This is a genomic window from Nostoc cycadae WK-1 (assembly GCF_002897135.1).
Classification (GTDB): domain Bacteria; phylum Cyanobacteriota; class Cyanobacteriia; order Cyanobacteriales; family Nostocaceae; genus Nostoc_B.
In genome coordinates this window covers 1-18,385 of sequence record NZ_DF978429.1, presented here as the reverse complement: position 1 = coordinate 18,385, position 18,385 = coordinate 1, and the positions used below count along the sequence as shown (strand labels likewise).

The 18,385-nt window shown below is 42.1% G+C and carries 14 protein-coding genes and 1 pseudogene; 8 read left to right on the top strand and 7 right to left on the bottom strand.

Going from position 1 to position 18,385, the window contains the following annotated elements; translation table 11 throughout:
- Positions 1-227: 227 nt before the first annotated feature.
- Positions 228-2,183 (bottom strand): glycine oxidase ThiO, encoded by a 1,956-nt coding sequence (gene thiO, locus NCWK1_RS14155; protein WP_103125158.1) that lies wholly within the window; start codon positions 2,181-2,183, stop codon positions 228-230.
- A gap of 163 nt (positions 2,184-2,346) precedes the next feature.
- Positions 2,347-2,799, bottom strand: coding sequence for a hypothetical protein (locus NCWK1_RS14150; RefSeq protein ID WP_096581308.1), 453 nt, complete (start codon positions 2,797-2,799; stop codon positions 2,347-2,349).
- Between the two features lie 454 nt (positions 2,800-3,253).
- On the opposite strand from NCWK1_RS14150, the gene cimA reads away from it, so the two are divergent.
- The 3 genes from cimA to NCWK1_RS14135 all read left to right on the top strand — a co-directional run bounded on the left by cimA (position 3,254) and on the right by NCWK1_RS14135 (position 8,692).
- Positions 3,254-4,888 (top strand): citramalate synthase, encoded by a 1,635-nt coding sequence (gene cimA / locus NCWK1_RS14145; protein ID WP_103125157.1) that lies wholly within the window; start codon positions 3,254-3,256, stop codon positions 4,886-4,888.
- A gap of 84 nt (positions 4,889-4,972) precedes the next feature.
- On the top strand, positions 4,973-5,590 hold the full coding sequence (locus NCWK1_RS14140) for a Uma2 family endonuclease (protein WP_103125156.1): 618 nt from the start codon (positions 4,973-4,975) through the stop codon (positions 5,588-5,590).
- A gap of 414 nt (positions 5,591-6,004) precedes the next feature.
- Positions 6,005-8,692: a CHAT domain-containing tetratricopeptide repeat protein gene (locus NCWK1_RS14135; protein WP_245894901.1), complete on the top strand. Its 2,688-nt coding sequence runs from the start codon at positions 6,005-6,007 to the stop codon at positions 8,690-8,692.
- Positions 8,693-8,816: 124 nt separating this feature from the next.
- Here the strand turns inward: NCWK1_RS14135 and NCWK1_RS14130 are convergent, their stop codons facing one another.
- Positions 8,817-9,050: a hypothetical protein gene (locus NCWK1_RS14130; protein ID WP_096581302.1), complete on the bottom strand. Its 234-nt coding sequence runs from the start codon at positions 9,048-9,050 to the stop codon at positions 8,817-8,819.
- Positions 9,051-9,211: 161 nt separating this feature from the next.
- Between NCWK1_RS14130 and NCWK1_RS14125 the strand changes: the two genes are divergently transcribed.
- Together NCWK1_RS14125 and NCWK1_RS14120 are read left to right on the top strand one after the other, a co-directional pair.
- Positions 9,212-11,299 carry an NAD(P)/FAD-dependent oxidoreductase gene (locus tag NCWK1_RS14125; protein ID WP_103125155.1) on the top strand — a complete coding sequence of 696 codons (2,088 nt, stop codon included), beginning with the start codon at positions 9,212-9,214 and terminating at the stop codon, positions 11,297-11,299.
- A gap of 33 nt (positions 11,300-11,332) precedes the next feature.
- Positions 11,333-11,743 (top strand): hypothetical protein, encoded by a 411-nt coding sequence (locus NCWK1_RS14120; RefSeq protein ID WP_103125154.1) that lies wholly within the window; start codon positions 11,333-11,335, stop codon positions 11,741-11,743.
- A gap of 116 nt (positions 11,744-11,859) precedes the next feature.
- Here the strand turns inward: NCWK1_RS14120 and NCWK1_RS14115 are convergent, their stop codons facing one another.
- From NCWK1_RS14115 to NCWK1_RS14105, 3 genes are all read right to left on the bottom strand, one after another.
- Entirely contained in the window at positions 11,860-13,434 is a 1,575-nt protein-coding gene (locus tag NCWK1_RS14115; RefSeq protein ID WP_187308150.1) for a hypothetical protein, read from the bottom strand.
- A 737-nt stretch (positions 13,435-14,171) separates the two neighbouring features.
- The gene (locus tag NCWK1_RS14110; RefSeq protein WP_245894900.1) at positions 14,172-14,399 is read right to left on the bottom strand and encodes a type II toxin-antitoxin system RelE/ParE family toxin; all 228 of its coding nucleotides are present in this window, start codon (positions 14,397-14,399) and stop codon (positions 14,172-14,174) included.
- Complete coding sequence (locus NCWK1_RS14105; protein WP_103125153.1) at positions 14,399-14,653, bottom strand: type II toxin-antitoxin system ParD family antitoxin; 255 nt, start codon at positions 14,651-14,653, stop codon at positions 14,399-14,401. The genes NCWK1_RS14110 and NCWK1_RS14105 overlap by 1 nt, the downstream gene beginning before the upstream one ends.
- A 227-nt stretch (positions 14,654-14,880) precedes the next feature.
- Here NCWK1_RS14105 and NCWK1_RS14100 point away from each other — a divergent pair, with 227 nt between their 5' ends.
- Both NCWK1_RS14100 and NCWK1_RS14095 read left to right on the top strand, forming a co-directional pair.
- Positions 14,881-15,243 (top strand): type II toxin-antitoxin system RelE/ParE family toxin, encoded by a 363-nt coding sequence (locus NCWK1_RS14100; RefSeq protein WP_103125152.1) that lies wholly within the window; start codon positions 14,881-14,883, stop codon positions 15,241-15,243.
- The gene (locus tag NCWK1_RS14095) at positions 15,218-15,529 is read left to right on the top strand and encodes an addiction module antidote protein (protein WP_103125151.1); all 312 of its coding nucleotides are present in this window, start codon (positions 15,218-15,220) and stop codon (positions 15,527-15,529) included. Before NCWK1_RS14100 ends, NCWK1_RS14095 begins: the two co-directional genes overlap by 26 nt.
- A 132-nt stretch (positions 15,530-15,661) precedes the next feature.
- On the opposite strand, the gene NCWK1_RS14090 is transcribed toward NCWK1_RS14095, so the two are convergent.
- Positions 15,662-17,104 carry a tetratricopeptide repeat protein gene (locus NCWK1_RS14090; RefSeq protein ID WP_103125150.1) on the bottom strand — a complete coding sequence of 481 codons (1,443 nt, stop codon included), beginning with the start codon at positions 17,102-17,104 and terminating at the stop codon, positions 15,662-15,664.
- A gap of 41 nt (positions 17,105-17,145) precedes the next feature.
- Here NCWK1_RS14090 and NCWK1_RS30605 point away from each other — a divergent pair.
- A pseudogene (locus NCWK1_RS30605) lies at positions 17,146-18,284 on the top strand (ISAs1 family transposase).
- Positions 18,285-18,385: the final 101 nt, after the last annotated feature.

The following is an 18,385-nucleotide window of genomic DNA, read 5'->3' as shown; positions in this document are numbered from 1 at the left end:
AATTGAAACCTAGCAACTAAATGTATAAAGCATAAAATGCTATTTTGCAGGTTTCTTTTTTATATTTTTATTAATAGTAAATAAATGAATTTTCAAAAAAATTAAAATTAAGTCTTAAAAAATAATCAGTTTTAACAATTAGCAGCCAATAGTCAATAGTCCAAAATTCAGTTTTTCTTGGACTATTGACAGTCTCAACTCAAAATCTCTGACACAGGCTTAAGTTCTTAAGTATTGATTGTCCCAGTCAAAGGGGAACTAGGACTAGCATAAGATTTGATGGGCATTCTGCCAGCTAAGTATGCCAAACGACCAGCGACGGTTGCCAAATTCATCGCATACGCCATTGCTGGGGCATTTTGGGCTAGGGCGATCGCACTATTAATCAATAAGGCATCTGCACCTATTTCCATTGCTTGAGACGCTTCTGAGGGTGAACCAATACCTGCATCCACCACAACCGGTACTTTAGCGTTTTCAATAATGATTTGGATATTGGCTGTGGTTTTTAGCCCTTGTCCTGAACCAATAGGTGATGCTAAAGGCATAACTGTTGCACAGCCAGCTTCTTCTAACCGTTTGGCTAACATCGGGTCAGCATTAATATACGGTAATACGGCAAACCCCTCTTTTACCAGTTGTTCAGCAGCTTGCAGCGTTCCAATTGGATCTGGTAGTAAATATTTTGCATCGGGGATGACTTCTAATTTCACAAAATTATTATCTTCTTGCCCCAACAATTTCGCCATTTCTCTACCCAAACGGGCAACGCGAATCGCTTCTTCGGCGGTTTGACAACCAGCAGTATTCGGCAACATCCAAATTTTTGACCAATCCAGTGCTTCTGCTAAACCTTCATGTCCGGGGGTTTTAGTTTGGACTCGCCGGACTGCGACGGTGACAATTTGACAACCACTAGTAATAATGCTTTGCTGCATTTCTGCGATACTACGATACTTGCCGGTTCCCGTCATCAAGCGGGATTGGAAGGTTTTACCTGCTATTACAAGTGGGGAGTCTGGGAGTGGGGAATTAGGTAGTGGTGATAAAACTGGGCGATGGCCGTTGGTAAAATTGGCAGAGTGAGTGAGCATAGGGGCGGTAGATGGCTGGGTGTGAAACCGAGAATAATGGAAATGGGCAAGTATTGGATCAGATTTGTGTTCGCAGATTAAATCAGCAATTAACGCTGCTGTCACAGGCGCGAGTAAAATACCGTTACGATAATGACCTGTAGCCAAAGTTAAGTTTTCACAGTGGCTAGTGCCGAGAATAGGTAATTCATCTGGAGTCGCAGGACGAAAACCCCACCAAAATTCTTGGATGGAATAATCTTGTAATTGTGGATATAGGCGAATAGCTTGCTGAAGTAAAGATTGAATACCCGCAGGAGTGTTATTGGGAGTAAAACCCACATCTTCGCTAGTCGCACCCAAAATAATCGAACGATTCCGCCTGGGTACAATGTAAGTATTTTCCCCAAATAAAACTCGTCTCAGGGGCAATTCCGGCACAAAATCAGGTAATCGGACACTCAGCATTTGCCCTTTGCGCGGAGTCACAGGCAAAGGTAACAATTCACTAGACCAAGCACCCGCAGCTAAAACATAGTGACTAGCGCGAATTACGCCTGTGTTGGTTTGTACACCTATAACTTGTCCTTGCTGTTGGATTAATCCTTCGACTGTGATGTTTTCTTGAATTTCCACACCGAGGGATTTAGCAGCTGTCCATAGTGCTTGAGCTAACGCCCGATTATCAACTTGAGCATCTTCAGGATACCACCAGCCACCAACGACATCATTTCCCAATCCTGGCTGATATTGATGAATGGCAGCTTGATCTAACCAATACGCAGGTGAATCACAAGCCGCAGCAGATTCTGGTTGTTGATAAACAGGCGCAAGGATACCACAAGCCCAGTAACCAGTATTTATGCCAGTTAAATCTTCTAATTTGCGTGTCCATTCTGGATATAAGGCACGCGATCGCCTGCATAATTTACCCATGATCTCATCTTGGATAATTTCTGCATCTGGTGCTAACATGCCAGCAGCAGCATGGGTAGCAGCAGCTTGGAAATCACGACAAAGCACGGTGACATTTGTCCCGCGCAATTTGAGTTCGACGGCGATCGCCAAGCCAATAACACCGCCACCAATAATTAAAACATCGCTAGTCATTAGTCATTAGTCATTGGTTATTAGCCATTGATCATTAGTACACAACTACATAACTTATAACTAATAACTTGTAACCAATGACTAGGGATTGGGGAAAGTATGAAGTATGAAGTATGAAAATTCATCTTTTATCTTTTATCCGTCCCCAGTACCCAGTCACGCACTACCACAAAGCGCGAATCGGTTCTCTTGTAGATTCGTTATCACTGGTGGTTGTATCAGTTGATTGTACTTCTCTGGTAGTTGTTGTATCTGTATTGTCAGGAGATGAAAATGATTCGCTGGGAGTTGTATTTTGAGCAACGCTGGTTCGGCGTTCAGTTGTGTTTGCATTCAGGTTTTCTTGCCTAACACTTCTGCTGCCTCTAGCTTCTGTGGGAGCATTATCTTCTTGAGGAGTGCTGGCTCTGTCTTCACTTAAGCCACGACTACCTCTACTGGGGGCAGTGCTATTAACATTAATATTAGCTGGGAGAACGCGTGATGTTTTGCCACCAGGAGCATTATTACTGGCAGTTTGTTGTCCTCCACCCATTGGAAAGTTGATGCCTAGCAATGTACCCAATAAAATTGCCAAGCCTCCACCCATGAGAATAAGCGGTGTCCATCTACCCATATTGTTTTTCTCCTTTGTAACCTAACCTTTTGATTTCCTTTCCTATTCGATAGCCCTGATCCAATAATCCGTAAAATCCTCTGCATGAGCGGCTAAACGCAGGTCTATTGTAGGAGAATGGGAAGGAAGCGATCGCTGCTTTTGTGACGCTAATTCACGGCCAATACATCACTTTATCAATCGCACTAGCACCATCACTACTAACTGACTGTTCTTTGCTTTAGCACCGCCGTTTTAGAGGTCAATACCATTTTGCAACAAAATTTTTCGTAATTTAAACCCCAAATTTTCCCGATACGCCTTAATCTAACTAAACACGGCATTGAACGCAGCGGCAGACAAACGTATTTTTCGTACTTTGAGTTAGTACTTTGGGCATATTTAAGTTACCAAATCGGCGTTTTGTTGTATATTGGCACATTTCCTCTACAGTTGTCTCGCATGATCTTGTCTTATGACCACAAATTCTTCTCCTCAAATTTGGCTTTATGACACCACGCTACGGGATGGCACTCAATGCGAAGGGCTATCGGTGTCTATTGAAGACAAGCTACGCATTGCCAAGAGACTCGACCAATTAGGAATTCCCTTTATTGAAGGCGGTTGGCCTGGTGCCAATCCGAAGGATGTTCAATTTTTCTGGCAACTCCAAGAAGATCCGCTTAAACAATCAGAAATTGTGGCATTTTGTTCTACGCGTCGTCCTCATACTGTGGCTGCGGCTGAACCAATGTTGCAAGCAATTTTAACTGCGGGTTCTCGCTGGGTGACAATTTTTGGCAAATCTTGGGATTTACACGTTACCGAAAGTCTCAAGACAACTTTAGAAGAAAATTTAGCTATGATCCGCGATACTATTGAGTATTTTCGCTCACATGGGCGACGCGTGATTTACGATGCCGAACATTGGTTTGATGGCTACAAACACAACAGAGATTATGCTTTACAGACATTAGAGGCTGCGATCGCCGCAGGTGCTGAATGGTTAGTTTTATGTGATACAAATGGCGGAACATTGCCTCACGAAGTTAGCGAAAGTGTGCAAACAGTCATTTGTCAAAAACTAATGACAAAGGACGGAGGACAAAAGACAATTCCGCAAATTGGCATTCATACTCATAATGATTGTGATATGGCAGTGGCAAATGCCCTAGCCGCTGTCATGGCTGGGGCAACAATGGTACAAGGAACAATAAATGGATATGGTGAACGCTGCGGCAATGCCAACCTTTGTTCTTTAATCCCCAACTTACAACTAAAGATGGGTTATAGCTGTATCGGAGAACACCAGCTTACTCAACTAACAGAAGCGAGTCGCTTTGTTAGTGAAGTAGTAAATCTTGCCCCGGATGAACACGCACCTTTTGTCGGACGTTCGGCTTTTGCTCACAAAGGCGGGGTACATGTCTCCGCAGTTGAACGTAATCCCCTGACTTATGAACACATTCAGCCACAACAAGTCGGAAACCGTCGGCGGATAGTCATTTCCGAACAATCGGGATTAAGTAATGTATTAGCCAAAGCCCGCACTTTTGGGATTGAATTAGATAAGCAAACACCAGAAGCACGGCAAATTCTGCAACGCCTCAAACAATTAGAAAGTCAAGGCTATCAATTTGAAGCCGCAGAAGCTAGTTTTGCGCTGTTGATGTATGAAGCTTTAGGCGCACGACAAGAATTTTTTGAAGTCAAAGGCTTTCAAGTACACTGTGACTTAGTAGAAGGGAAAGAAACCAGCAGTGCTTTAGCAACGGTGAAAGTCGCCGTCAACGGTCAGAATATTTTAGAAGCGGCAGAAGGTAACGGCCCAGTTGCAGCTTTAGATACAGCCTTACGCAAAGCTTTAGTCAACTTTTATCCCCAACTGGCCAGCTTTGAGTTGACCGATTACAAAGTACGGATTCTCGACGGACACGCCGGGACAGCAGCCAAAACCAGAGCCTTAGTAGAGTCAGGAAACGGTCATCAACGCTGGACGACTATCGGCGTTTCAACCAATATTTTGGCAGCTTCCTATCAAGCAGTGGTTGAGGGTTTGGAATATGGTTTGTTATTGCACTCCCAAGCCGAAGCAGCATTAAAAGTTTAATGCTAGTGGTGGCATTACTCAGATCCCCGACTTCTTGAAGAAGTCGGGGATCTCGTACCTCAGCACTCAATACTCAGCACTCAGATGACTCAAACCTTACGCAAACTAGTTACATTTGATGAATTTATCGCTTGGTACCCAGAAAACCCACAGCGACGCTATGAATTGCATGATGGAGTAATTGTTGAAATGTCCCCACCTACTGGCGACCATGAACAGCTTATTGGATTTTTAGTTGGAGAAATAGTTACAGAATATAAACGTTTAAAACTGCCTTACTTTATTCCCAAAACAGCGTTTGTTAAACCATTAGAAGGCGAATCAGCTTACTCACCAGATGTGCTGATATTAAATCAGCCTAATTTAGTCAATGAACCTCGTTGGAAAAAAGAATCGACTGTAAGCTTTGCTGAATCAATTCCCTTTGTAATTGAGGTGGTTAGTACTAACTGGAGGGATGATTATTTAAAAAAAGCGGCTGACTATGAAGCCGTAGGCATCCCCGAATACTGGATTGTCGATTATGCTGCTTTGGGCGGTAGGCGCTTTATTGGGAATCCCAAACAACCTACTATCTCGGTTTACTCATTAGTTGATGGGGAATACCAAGTTCAGCAATTCCGAAATCATGAGCGTATCATCTCACAAACTTTCCCACAACTTAATTTAACTGTCGAACAAATTTTTCAAAGCGTTGGCTAATCTTGGCTTTTCAGGTTTTAAACAACAACATTCTTGTTTTAAGTGAGAAATTTCGAGTTCGGAAGGTAAAGTTTCCTGCTTTTTAGTCGAATTTTGAAGTTCCAAGGTTGACAGTTCGAGTTCGGAAGGTGAAGTTTCCTGCTTTTTGCTCGGATGTTCGAGTTCGGAAGGTAAAGTTTCGAGATTTTTGCTCGGACGTTTGAGTTCAGAAGGTGAAAGGTGAGGCTTTGAGGTGGAAGTGTCAGGAAATTTTCTGCATTGGGTGTTGCGGGATATTGATTTATCTCACGCTAAGGCGCTAAGGCGCAAAGAATAAGATGGGAGTTGTTGAATTTTTTGACAACTGCTTTGCGAAAATTGCTGAGTCCGGCATGATCTATTTCATAGCCAAACCAAAAAGCTTGTAATTTGAGTGTGAAAAAGTTATTAGGCGCAATTTATGCTGCGGGTATTTTTTTAGCACCTTGGACAGTAGCAGGTGCGATGACAACAGAGTTAATGTTGAGTATGCCAGTTAAAACTATAGCGCAACAGCAAACCCCCGCATATTCAACAGAGCAACAAGCAGCGTTAAGAGAAGCTTTAAAACTTGATGAACAGGCACTCAAGTTATATCAAGAAGGAAAATATTCTACTGGCATTCCTTTAGCAAAACGCGCACTGGCTATCTATGAGATGGTGCTGGGAAAAGAAAATCTCGATGTAGCAACTAGCTTAAATAATTTAGCAGCACTGTATCGCGCGCAGGGAAATTATCAACAGGCAGAACCGCTGTATCTCCGTTCTCTAGCAATTTTAGAGAAAGTGCTGGGTAAAGAAAATCCCCATGTCGCTACTAGCTTAAATAATTTAGCTTTACTGTATCAGTTCCAAGGAAATTATCAACAGGCGGAACCGCTGTATCTCCGTGCTATAGCAATTATAGAGAAAACGCTGGGTAAAGAACATTCTCATGTCGCTTCTAGTTTGAATAATTTGGCAGAACTTTATCGCCTACAGGGAAATTATCAACAGGCGGAACCACTGTATCTCCGTTCCCTGGCTATTTATGAGAAGGCACTGGGTAAAGAACATCCCCATATCGCCATCAGTTTAAATAATTTGGCTAACATGTATGAGTCACAGGGGAAATATCAACAAGCGGAACCTTTGTATCTCCGTGCTTTGGCTATTTATGAAAAGGTACTGGGTAAAGAACATCCTTATGTCGCTACTAGCTTAAATAATTTAGCTTTACTTTATCGTGTACAAGGAAATTATCAACAGGCAGAACCTTTGTATCTCCGCGCTCTGGCTATTACAGAAAAGATACTGTCGAATGTTCATCCTAATACTGCCACTAGGTTGAGTAATTTGGCCGGACTGTACCAAGCAAAGGGTGATATTACTCGTGCTATCGATTTCTTACACCGTGGCTTAGAAATTGAAAGACAAAATCTCAATCTAATTTTTGCCGTCGGCTCTGAACAAAGAAAACAGAGCTATATTGAGACTTTTTTAGGGACAACCTATGCTACTGTCTCTCTGTCCCTGCAAGAAGCTCGCAATCAAAAAACAGCAGCATCTCTAGCTTTAACTACTGTACTCCGCCGCAAAGGGCTGGTGTTAGATGCTGTTGCTGATAGCATCCAAATACTACGCGCCCAACTTGAAAAAAATCCCGAAAATCAAAAATTATTTGTTCAATGGCTGCAAATACAACAGCAACTCTCAGCATTAGTATTCTCTGATTCAGAACAACAAACTCCTAACCTGAAAACTCAACTTGAGCAACTGGAAGCACAAAAAGAAAAGTTAGAAGCAGCTATTAGTGCTAAAAGTGACGCGTTCCGCCAGCAAACTCAACCAATAGAGTTAGCAGCCATTCAGGCAAAAATACCCCAAGATGCAGCTTTGGTGGAAATTGTCCAGTATCAACCATACAATGTCAAGGCCAAGACAGATGCTCAAAAGTGGGGTAAACCGCGTTATGCTGTGGCGGTGTTACGTTCCTCTGGTGAACCCAAGTGGCTTGATTTAGGTGAAGCTTCAGAAATTGATTCTTTAGCCATTGATTTTCGTGCAGCCTTAGCCACCGGAAGAACATTCAACAAACTTGCCCGTACTTTAGATGAGAAATTAATCGCACCCATCCGTCCTTTATTAGGTAATGCACGGCATCTTTTAATTTCTCCTGATGGGCAATTAACATTAATTCCTTTTGAAGCCCTCAAGGATGAGCAAGATAAGTTTTTGATTGGGCGTTATGCTTTTTCTTATCTCACCAGTGGGCGAGATTTATTACGTTTTAAATCAAGTAATAACAACGCTTCTGCGCCGGTAGTGTTGGCAGATATTGATTACAACAACCAAACACAAACTGTAGGCTCTGCAAAAGCGTCTGGTGTGAGAGGTTCTCAAAATCGGCGTTCTAGTGATTTAGTCAACCTGGAATTTGGCTCATTACCTGCTACTAAAGATGAAGCCGCAGGGATTAAAAAGGTTTTACCCAATGCCAAATTACTTTTAGGTAAAGATGCGACAGAAAAGGCAGTTAAACAACTACAAAGTCCAAGTATTTTACATTTGGCGACTCACGGTTTTTTTATTACTGATATTGAACAAAATCTCAACGCCTCACCGGATTTAGAATTAACACCACGTCAACCGAAGATTTTAGAAGTGGAAAACCCGTTGTTGCGTTCTGGGTTGGCGTTGGCTGGTGCAAACAAACGCAATCAAGTCAAAACAGGAAATGATGATGGTGTATTGACAGCGTTGGAGGTGGCTGGTTTAGATTTGCGTTCTAATCAATTAGTTGTCTTGTCAGCCTGTGACACTGGTAAAGGAGATGTAAAAGTTGGTGATGGTGTCTATGGTTTGCGTCGTGCTTTGGTAATTGCTGGTTCGCAAACTCAGGTTTTAAGTCTGTGGTTGGTGGATGATGCGGCGACTAAGGATTTGATGGTGAAGTATTACCAGAATTTGAAAGCAGGCAAGGGGAGACATGATGCTTTGCGTGCTGCACAGTTAGAATTACTCAATAGTCAAGAATATAACGAACCACAATATTGGGCGGCGTTTGTGCCTTCTGGTAATTGGACTCCTTTAGGTGGCAAGTAGGCAAAAAATAGTGGGTTTTAAATTAAAACAGTTCAGTTAACAGCAAAGTATTCTTATAAGGAGTGCTGAGTAGAAGCTTCTATTCCTCCCACCTTCTGCCTTCTGCCTCCTGCCTTCTGCCTCCTCAAGTAAAACTTTCCCAGGCTTGAGCCAGCAATTGACTCAGCCAACGTCGCTGCTGCCGATCTAACAATTGATCGTCTTCGAGGATTTGGGCTGTTAAGTCATCCAAAGATTTACCTTGAGAACGGACAATTTTAATTACTCCGGCGATCGCTGAAGCTACAAGTTCTTCATCAATGGGCTTTTGTTGTAACGCAAGAATGTCTTGAGGGCTATCTGGAATGGGATAATTCATGGCGTGGGTTTACAAAGTTACAAAATGAGAAAAAAAATTTGACAAATTATTAAAAGTTCTTTACAGAATCTTTATTTGAGTAATAGGGCGGAGTGTACAAGAATTTTTGCCATTAATAAATCTGTCGAAATGAGTATTTTAAGCGGAGATGTCAAGGAAACATGAAAGAAGTCCTCTATTTAGAAGTACCAATTCCAGATACAGTAGCGGTGCGTCAATGGCTACAAGTGGATTTTCAACCAGGAATTGGCATAAAATCACTGACTCCAGACGGCTTCTGCCTGAAATTACCTACAGACTATACAGCATCTGAGCAGACTATTTCCGAAAAATTACCGACAGAAATTTCAATTTTTGTGTGGTCTGTCCAGAGAACTACTTATTTAAAGGTCTTCCGTTGGGCAGATCAGCCTTTCCCTCAAGAGAAGGAGATTTTGCTACGTCTCAAGACAGAAATCAGACAACGCTTTCCCCATCAGTACCCCCAGCCACCAGCAATTGATTTATCCCAACAATCAATTTTTGAGGCGTTAGCAACCGATTACCCACTCACGGTTAAATATTTCCAGAAAATGCCGCATGGCGAATACGACCTCACACGCGCCTATTGGTGGGAACAACGCTGGCGTGAAGGTGTGCGTCATCCCCAAGAACCGCGTCAGGTAGTTTTTTTCAATCCCAAATCTCAAATCCCAAATCCCAAATTAGATTACGATTTGATTTACATCGGTGGCGCATTAGGGGCAGTCCACGCGGCAGTGATGGCTAAACTGGGATATAAAGTATTGTTGGTGGAACGTTTACCTTTTGGTAAGATGAACCGCGAATGGAATATTTCGCGTGATGAATTACAAAGCTTACTCAATCTGGGTTTGGTGACATCCAGCGAGTTAGAAAGCATTATTGTCAGAGAATACAAAGACGGATTTAACAAATTTTTTGATGGGAATAACCCGCCGAAATTGCGATCGCCTATTCTTCACACTCCCACAGTCTTAAATATTGCCCTAGACTCAGAAAAATGGCTGCAAATGTGCGGACAAAAGCTGCGGGCGGCTGGCGGTGATATCTGGGACGAAACCGAATTTATTCGTGCGGATATTGATAACTCACAAGTTGTAATTACAGTCAAACATTTACCTACCCAAGGAGATAAGCAAGTAACTGGACGGTTATTAGTCGATGCAATGGGAACCGCTTCGCCCATTGCATGGCAATTAAATGGTGGTCGGGCTTTTGATAGTGTTTGTCCCACAGTGGGTGCAGTTGTTGATGGTGGATTTGAGCCACAAGTTTGGGATTCCCAGTATGGTGATGTGCTTTACAGTCACGGTGATATTTCGCGGGGGAGACAATTGATTTGGGAATTGTTTCCTGGCGCGGGTGAGGAACTCACAATTTATTTATTTCACTACCACGAAGTCCACCCAGATAATCCCGGTTCTCTGCTAGAGATGTACGAGGACTTTTTCACAATTTTGCCAGAGTATCGCCGCTGCGATATGGATAAACTGGTGTGGAAAAAGCCGACATTTGGATATATACCGGGGCATTTTAGTGTGAGTAGTAGCGATCGCCAAGTTGCTGTTGATAGATTAATTGCGATCGGTGATGCTGCATCTCTCCAATCTCCTCTTGTGTTTACAGGTTTTGGTTCCTTGGTGCGTAACTTAGAACGCTTAACAACTTTGTTAGATACCGCACTCCAGCATGACTTATTGAGTTTCCGTCACTTAAACCAAATTCGGGCTTATCAAAGCAACGTTTCAGTAACTTGGCTGTTTTCTAAAGGGATGATGGTTCCAACTGGGAAATTCCTTCCTCCCCAGCGCATTAACTCAATGCTGAATACTTTCTTTGGGCTATTAGCTAGTGAACCGCCAGAGGTTGCAGATAATTTCATCAAAGATAGATGCGATTGGTTTACCTTCAACCGCCTAGCACTCAAAGCCGCCCGCAAAAACCCCGCCTTATTATTGTGGATTTGGGAACTGGCTGGCCCTAGAGATTTATTCAGATGGCTGGGTAGTTATTTTAACTTTAGTAGCAATGCCCTAGTAAAGATATTACTGAGTTCTTGGTTCCCCAGCTTTCTCACCCGAATTCAACCTTGGTTAGAACCCCGCAATCCCGCATTATGGTTACAATTGTTAGCACTTCGCTACGTAATTACTACAGGTAAACCGCGATCGCTCAATCAAATATCCACAGTCAACACAGAAGCAGTAATACCAATTCGTAATTCGTAAGTTAAAAAGAGTAATTCCGGCTTGAAGTTGAGAATGTCTCAAATTTTCTACAACGCTTTAGCTCTCATAGCACCCGATTGTGATATTACACTTCCAAATGCTGAGGTGAAATTTGTCCAATTCTTTAATCGTGATCCTATTAAGCCATCAATGAGTGTTTCACAGGGTGAGAATCGTCTGAAATTAACTTTTGGTGGCTGGTCGCTGTACATTTATTTAGATACGGAACCATCTGTTTTACAAGAATCACAGGAAATGGCAAATCACTTTGGTCAAAATCACCCAGACAAAGCAATTATCGCTACCTGTAATTCCCTGCTAGAAATTAGTTCTGATGCAGATGAGAATATGAATCATTTCAATGATTATGTATTATCAATTGAACAGTTAAGTAAGATTCCTGGGATATTTTTACTTGACATGGCAAGTCTAGAATTTGTTTAGCCTCAAAAAAATATGTTGAGTTGTGCGATCGCATAACTCAACATAATATCTTAACTGTCATTATGTTAAGGCATCGATAAACAATCAAACTGAGACACCACAAGACCTTTCACCTTCTAAGTTTGGCTATTTGGGCGAAAATTTGGTAATTCTACTGATGCCAAAGATTTACGTCCCTTGGGTGGACGCTGGGGATAAACAACTGGTGACGGTGATTGAGGATCATTGCTATAGTCACCAGATGTGTCTTGAGACAAATCTGTTTCTGGCAATTCCTCAGTATTTTCTGGTGTAGTTTCTAACCAGAAATTTTCTGGTTCTTCCGTTGTCTTTTTGGTCAACGGCACAGTAAAAGAAATTGGTAAATTATTTTCTGGTAAAATTGTTGACTCTTCAATTACTGAACTAGATACAGTAATTGGCGCATTATTTTCTGTTGATAATGCTTCTAATTGCTGCTCTAGGGTAGTTTCTGATTGTGCTTCATTTGTTTCCCAAGTCTCCCATAAAGGTTTTTCACTTTGATTACTGGTGACATTGGTTTCACTAGTCACAGGTGAAGTTCCCGGTTGGGAAGCAAAAAACATTTGGATGAGACTATCTATTTGCTCATCTAATTTGGCTGAAGACTCTCCTGATGAAACCGTTTCTGATGTGATTGGCTCATCTTCTATTTCTGCGAAAGTATCCGGTTCTGTTGGTGCAGATGTTTCTTCTTGAGTCGGCCAATTCCAAGGAGATGAAGGTTGGGGAGTCGGGTTACTATGGCTGGATGCAGGTGGTACTGAAGATTCACCCCAAGAATGAGCTACATTTTCGGAAGGAGATTCTGGTTCGGCTGACCAAGGTCTAATTGGTTGTACGTTAGGAAATAGCGATCGCGCTTTTCTAGAAAATCTACTTTGCTTAGTAGTGCTATTAGCAGTATTATTTCCTGTCTCCTCTGAAGAGTCGTCGTTGACAGCTGGTGGTTCTAGACATTTTTCTAAAGCTGCCTTAAATTGCAGGGTTTGGCGCTGTTGGCGCATCAGCCGAGTACGCAACTCTCGACAAGTAGTTTCTGACTGCAACACTTGTTGAGACTGTTCATGATAATTAGTTTGCAATAACGCACATTCCCGTTCTAACTGAGCAAGACGTTGCTGGCTAATTTGTAGCTGTGCTTTATAAGTTTCGATCAGAGTTTCTTGACGTTGAACAGTTTGTGTAGTGGTGTCTAACTGTTGAAAGAGGGACTGAATTTGTTCTTGAGCTGCAATCAGTTCTTGAGCTTGTTGGTTGAGCATTGACTCAGTGACACTGGAGCGCCTTTTCTGCCACTGCAAAGCTTTTTCCGACTCTGCTAAGTCATCTTTAAGATGTTCGACCTGTTCGTACAATTCATTGTTAGCTGCACGTAGTTCTTGATTTAACACCAGCAGTTTCTGAAATTCATCATCAATTACTGCTTGTTTTCCACTATCTGGTTCTGCCACCCATTCTTTTTGGGTAACATTTTCCGTAGATTGAGGATTTGGCAACTCTTGTTGTTTTTCTTCTGCTGGTTTGAGGAGTGGCAATTGCCTGATAGCCAGATTTTCAGAAGGCACAACCGCATAAAAAGGACAGCTTGTCGGCTCTGGTTGTGGCGAATTAGCAGAATTGAGAGATTCCATCACAGCCCTGTTGTTTGAGGTGTCAGCTTCATTCATCACTCTTGACCCACCCACCTAAAGATACTCAGCAGTGCAACATTCAGCATTGCTCATCAACTTTGTTCACTCGGCGTTAGATTTAGTAACTAAGTTGAATTTTTCCCAAGCATGAGTCACTAGTCATGAGCTAGTGTTCCCATTTTGCATCTAGAACTGATGACGTTATAACATTATGACCTGATAAACCGTCAACCTGAGACTGGATGAGGTTTTGATGCCAAATGTTACTGTGTACGGACTTCAGCATAGATGCTGGACAAAGGTAGTATCTAGTTTGGTTTGGGTGAACAATCTTTGGTAGTAACAGCTGCCTGGCAAGAATTCAGGCGCTAGATAAATATCTGCGCTGTATATAATTTACCAAACACCTTGCTTTTAAGGGAACAGGGGTGTGAGACTACAGGGGAATTAGGGGTATGAGGGTGTAGGGGTAATAATTTGAGCGATCGCACTTCCTAAAAAAAGTAAAATAATTTGGATTTCATGTGAGTAAAACATCTACTTGGGCTTTGAATGCGATCGCACCTGATATTTTTGATAGAGCAAAAATGTAGACACTACATGAACAGGAATTTATATAATTTGAGTGATCGCCTACCACAAAACCATCGGTTCTTGATCATTGATGAGAGCGATCGCTTAATTTCATTCTTTTTCTAATATATTTTCTATATCTTGCCCTGCATAGAGAATTCGTACAATATTAATACTTTCATCTTGCTCAAAGTAAAAAATTAGATACTTTTTAAATCCTTTAACAGCCATTTACGTAAACCTTGTAAACGAACATTTTCTACAGGATAACGACTACCCATTCCAGGCATTCTAGCTAACTGTGCAAATGTTTCTCTGACAGAGTCAAAAAATAACAGCGCCGTGTTGGGATTTTGTTGAGCAATGTAAGCAAAACACTCATCAATATCTAAACTTGCTTTCGGTGTAATGACTATCTGTTTTGTCATTATTTTTCTTCATGCAGCTTATTCATTAAGTGTGTGCGTTTTTGTTCCCACCATTCGTCATTCACTTCTATTGCTTCTCCACTTTCAAGTCCAGCAATCAGAAGTTCTTCTATGTGTTCTTGTGTCTGGCGTTTTTGGTCTTTACTGATTAATGCTTGTAAATATTCGCTTACTGAACCGTAGCAACCTTTGGTAACTTGTTCCTCAACAAAAGCTTTCATTGATTGAGGCAAAGAAATATTAATGTTGCTCATAACTTTGGTAGTTCAGTTGAACTTTTATCTATGTTATCAGAGTGATGAGGCGTTGTCGTTGAGAAAAGTTTTGGCAATGTCTACGACGATGCTCCCCTATGCTTCCTTATTTTTGATAAGAGCGATCGCCTAGCGCAAAACTATCGTATCTTTATTTTTGATAAGAGCGATCGCTGCATCTACAACTATCTATTTTCTACTTTCAAGCTACGTTTTATAATTAAACTATGGCTGATATCGTTCGTCAAAAAACTCTGAAAGTATACGCTACAGAAGATGGCAAGGAGCCGTACACCGAATGGTTAGAAAACTTGAAGGACTACACGATCCGTTCAAGGATAATCCGACGGATAGAGCGACTTAAGCAGGGCAATTACGGGGATTTCAAGTCAGTTGGAGATGGCGTGCTTGAACTGAGGTTTTTCTTCGGCAGTGGCTACCGCGTTTACTTTGGAGAATCTGCGAATGATCTGGTAATTCTCCTGTGTGGTGGCGACAAGGATAGCCAAGATAAAGACATAGAAAAAGCTAAAAAATATTGGGAGGCTTATCAGGAGGAACAGGATGACCAAGAAACTGAGAAACCATGACGAGATTGTGTTTGAGCAGATGCAGAACCCGGAAATGGCAAAGGCTTACCTGGACGTTGCTCTTGAAGAGTACGAGCAGGATGGCGATATTGCGTTTTTTCTGGAAGCACTGCGAAACGTGGTGGAAGCACAGGAGGGGATGACGCGCCTTGCAGAAAAAACGGGTTTGAACCACCAGAATCTTTACCGAATTTTGTCACCAGAAGGCAACCCCGAACTGCGAACCATCAGCCTTATTCTGCATCATCTTGGTTATCGCCTGAGTGTGCAACCAATTCAAAGTTGAAAATTTATCCGAAGGTAGCGATAGCAAAGTAAAGTAATTGCAGAGTTTTTGCGATCGCGTCGTTTCACTTCGTTGCACTCGCGGCGGACATATTGTAAGTGATTGAGTGGGCTTGATATGATTAAAGAGAGATTACGAATTACGAATTAATTTTATTATTTTTCTAGCCAGTAGCCACAATAAATAAAACGGTAAAACTAATATCCCTAACAATAATTGGAAAAACCACCCTAACCAACGTTGCCAAATAGGAACGGGAGTTAACTGGCGTTGCAGAATTGCCAAATTTTTTCTCACTTTCACTGTTAGGGGATGATTATCCCCTAACACCCGTTGAGACATCGCCAAGGCTTCAATGTAGAGTGGTTCGGCTTGCTTGTACTGCCCTTGACTACCGTAGAGTCCAGCTAAATTATTCAAGCTTATAGCGACATAGGGATGGTCGCCTGTAAATAACCGCTTTCTCATTGCTAAGGCTTCGATGTACAGTGGTTCGGCTTCGCTGTACCGCCCTTGGCTATCGTAAAGTGCGGCTAAATTGTTCAAGCTAGTGGCGACATAGGGATGGTCGCCTGTGAATAACCGCTTTCTCATCGCCAAGGCTTTGATGAACAGTGGTTCGGCTTCGCTGTACCGCCCTTGGCTATCGTAGAGGTAAGCTAAATTGTTTAAGCTGGTGGCGACATAGGGATGGTCGCCTATGAATAACCGCTTTCTCATTGCCAAGGCTTTAATTAACAGAGGTTCGGCTTCGCTGTACCGTCTTTGGCTACGGTAGAGTAGGGCTAAATTGTTCAAGCTTATAGCGACATCGAGATGATCTCCTGTGAATAACCGTTTTCTCATCGCCAAGGCTTTGATGTACAGTGTTTCAGCTTCACTGTACCGCCCTTGGTTATTGTAGAGGAAAGCTAAATTGTTTAAGCTAGTAGCGACATAGGGATGATCGCCTGTGAATAACTGCTTGTACATCCCCAAGGCTTCGATGTACAGAGGTTCGGCTTTGCTGTACCGCCCTTGGCTATTGTAAAATGCAGCTAAATTGTTCAAGCTAGTTGCGACGTAGAAATGATCACCTGAAAATAAAGCTTGGCAAACTTTGACGCATTCCTTATACCAATCTTCTGCTAATTGATATATTCCTTGTCCCTTATAAAATGTTGCTACTCCCACAAACACCCAAATTACTTCATCATTAGGTACTGATGCTGGGGAATTGATCTGTTGTTCTCTTGCTTGGTTTACTTCTGCAATTATCCGTTCTCCCAAGTCTTCAATGTGGGGAATAACATCTTTAACACGTTCGATATCTTGAGATGTTGCTGGGTAGGGAAGGCTTTGAGCTTTGGTTATCATCGCAGTGGCGAAGGTGGTTTCTAAAACTGGCTTCATCTCACCAGCGTTTGCTAACTGTTCTTGCAAAAACCACCGCACTAAGGCATGAATTTTATAATATCCTTGGCTGTCTTCTACTTGTTGCAGCAAGTGACGTTTGTAGAGTTGTTTTTTGGCTTCGTTGATTTTAGTTGAATTACCCCACCCTAACCCTCCCCTTGTAAAGCAGGGCTGTTTCATTCCCTAAAACAGGTAAAATAGCAAGGGTTGAGGGGATAAAAATGATGGGTGCGGCTCTGATTGAACAATTAAAGCAAGTGGAAGACTTTAGAACGACGGATGGGCGAAGACACCAACTGTGGTTAGTGTTGCTGTTGGTAATCATGGGAACAATGAATGGATATGTAGGATATCGGGGGTGGGGAGATTTTGTCAAAAGGCATAGTCGAGTATTAATCGAGAAATTTGGCATTCAAAAACATGGAGTACCCTCATATTCAACAATCCGGCGTGTAGTGATGGGAGTAGACTTCGATAAACTGGCTGATAAATTTAATGAATGGGCAAAAACTTATGTGGATTTAGAGGTATCAGAATGGTGTGCAACAGATGGGAAAAGTATTAAGGGTACAGTGCAAAACTACAGTTCATCTAATCAAAATTTCGTGAGTATAGTATCGGTATTTGCTTGTAAAAGAGGGCTGGTTGTCGGGATGGAGAAATTTGAGAATCAGCAAAAAAGCGAAATCCAGGTTGTCCAAGAGCTAATCACTGCATTGGGTCTAGAAGGAGTGGTCTTGAGCTTTGATTCCCTACATTGTCAAAAAAAACTTGCAAAATAATTATAGAAAGTGGCAATGATTATGTCATTGCGGTTAAAGATAATCAACCCAAACTACGTAGCCATATTCAACGCATTGCTGCCACAAAAAAACCAACTTCTCGTGTAGTTGAAACCGAAAAAACCAGAGATAGATATACAACACGCACTGTAGAAGTTTTTCATGATATCAATGGAATTGACCCGTCATGGACTGGAATAAAATCTTTAGTCAGGGTCGAAAGAATTGGTACGAGAAACGCTAAGAAATATCATGAAATTGTTTGTTATATTAGCAGTCTGATAGCAAGCGCGAAAGAATTTGCTATCGGTATTCGTGGACACTGGGGTATCGAAAACTGCCTTCACTGGGGAGGCAGTGCCGTGGGCGGGTTTCCCGACTTGAGGCAACTGCCGTTGAAAGACGTTGTTTTCAAAGAGGACTGTTCTACAATCCGTCTTGGCAACGCTCCCGCTAATCTTTCTATTATCAGAGCAATCGCACTCAATATCCTTCGTCGTCATAGTTATCATTCCATCACTATTGCTCAAAGATTTCTCTCTCATGATATTGACAAACTACTTCGTCTTGTGGAATGAAACAGCCCTGCCTTTCCAATGGGCTGTCTCTTATACACATCTAGATGTGTATAAGAGACAGCTTTCTTTGGGCTATTAGCTAGTGAACCGCCAGAGGTTGC